Genomic DNA, 2,002 nt, shown 5'->3' on the forward strand with positions numbered 1-2,002 from the left:
GGGGCTGAAACTTCTTTTCATCATGTCACCTGTTGAATTATCGAAGTGAGCATATCACCTCTATAACGGTGACCAAAATCATTGAACCACATCAATATTGAGTCGGATGTGATCCACTCCAGCAGTGATGGGCAACGGTTTGAGAGCCAAAGAAATACAGCCAACGCAAGATATGCATCAAAATACTTCGGTCTTAAAAAAGGAATTTCAGCGTTAACACTGGTCGGTAATCATGTGCCAATCAATGCAAAAGTAATAGGCACCCACGAGCACGAGAGTTATTTTGTGTTCGACCTCCTTTACAATAATACGACAGAGATAGATCCCGATCGCCACTCTGTAGATACCCACGGCACTAATCAGGTTAACTTTTGGATTTTATACGCGTTTGGCTATCAGTTTGCCCCACGTTATAAAAATTTTCCAACAAAAACAGAGGGTATCATTGGGTTTGAGCCGCCAGGGAAATACAGTGAAGAGTTCCTTATTAAGCCTATTCGTAAAGTGAATGAAGAACGGATTATCGAAGAGTGGCCAAATATTCAACATATAATGGCTTCTCTTGGTCAGAAGGAAACGACGCAATCATCCATTGTTAGGAAATTAAGCTCTTATGCCCGACAAAATAAAACAAAAAAAGCGTTGTGGGAGCTGGATAATATTATAAGAAGCATCTATATGCTCGACTATATTGATAATAAATCCCTGCGCCAATACGTTGCCAGAGCATTAAACCGTGGTGAAGCTTACCACCGATTGAAAAAAGCGATAGCGCATGTCAACGGGGGCAAAATGAATGTAAAAGTGAAAATGAACAACATATTATCCACGAATGTACCCGACTCATAGCCAATGCAGTTATTTATTTCAACGCAGAACTCTTGTCCAGTTTGCTTGAGAGAGGTGATCCTGACGGTTTATTTCAGATGGGACAGCTGGGTAAAATATCGCCAGTGGCGTGGCAACACATTAATTTCTACGGTAGATTTGAGTTTAATGACATAGCGACAACATTTAGCGTTGGTGAGTTCGTCAAGTCGGTTGACCTGACGACATTATTTACAGATTAAAGTCATAAACAGTGGAAGGGCTTGAAAAGTAACTTTGAACCCTATCGGGGGATGGGCAAAAATAGCCAACTATGATAGTGAACTTATCGAGGGAGTGGGCGCAAATCCCCTATAAAACAGAATAAAAGCTCATTCACGATTAAAAAACATTCTATCCTCTGAATTACAATGCTATTAATGTTTAGCAGAAACACGTGTTGTTACTCCAACTCCGAGTTGCTCCCTTACCCGTAAAACAATGTTAGTCAATATGGGAGAAATCAGAGCGAGTGAGTTTCGTGGTATAAATAGTACCGCAGGGACAAAAGATTTCCGCTTAGAATTTGATTGCGATCCAAACGCCAAAGTCAACATAATACTGGATGGACGCCCGGCAAAAAGTGGCATCAATAATATCTGGGCATTGGATTATAATAGTGACAACGTCACGGAAACAGGGATTGGTCTGCAAATTTTGTTTTATAATCAGCTAGTAGAGATACGTAAGCCGATTAAAGCAAATGCTAAATACGTAACACACTTTTCATTTCCACTGCGAGCACGTTATATTCAAACTCACCCACGGATTACACCGGGAAAAGCGGATGTAACAACAACAATTACGTTGACTTACGAATAAATAAATCACTTCTTTCCTCTTTTTTTGATGATGACGTAAATATTTTTTACGTCATCATCGGTAGTTTTGAATCCTTAAAAGTATGTTGTAACTATAAATGGCAAGTTGAACATTTCTACGTAGAAATGGGGCCTTAGTGCCTTGACGATCAAAACCTTAAGTGTAGTAGTTCAAACCTGATCTGACAGTCACCCACTTTGATGCAGTGCCTGTCAGATTAAATCTGGGTGAGATTTTTTTCAGCCCGGATTAATTTGCCTTCCAATAAGGTTTCTATTGGCGTACGACCACAACACATTTTTCCTTGATGAGT

The 2,002-nt window shown here is 40.0% G+C and carries 2 pseudogenes; both read left to right on the plus strand.

The window, feature by feature from the left end:
- The first annotated feature begins 108 nt into the window (after positions 1-108).
- Positions 109-1,070 (plus strand): annotated as a pseudogene (locus Xbud_RS18855) (Tn3 family transposase).
- Positions 1,071-1,284: 214 nt separating this feature from the next.
- Positions 1,285-1,689: pseudogene (locus Xbud_RS18865) on the plus strand (fimbrial protein); the annotation flags it as partial.
- Between the last annotated feature and the right edge of the window lie 313 nt (positions 1,690-2,002).

Source organism: Xenorhabdus budapestensis (assembly GCF_002632465.1).
GTDB lineage: Bacteria > Pseudomonadota > Gammaproteobacteria > Enterobacterales > Enterobacteriaceae > Xenorhabdus > Xenorhabdus budapestensis.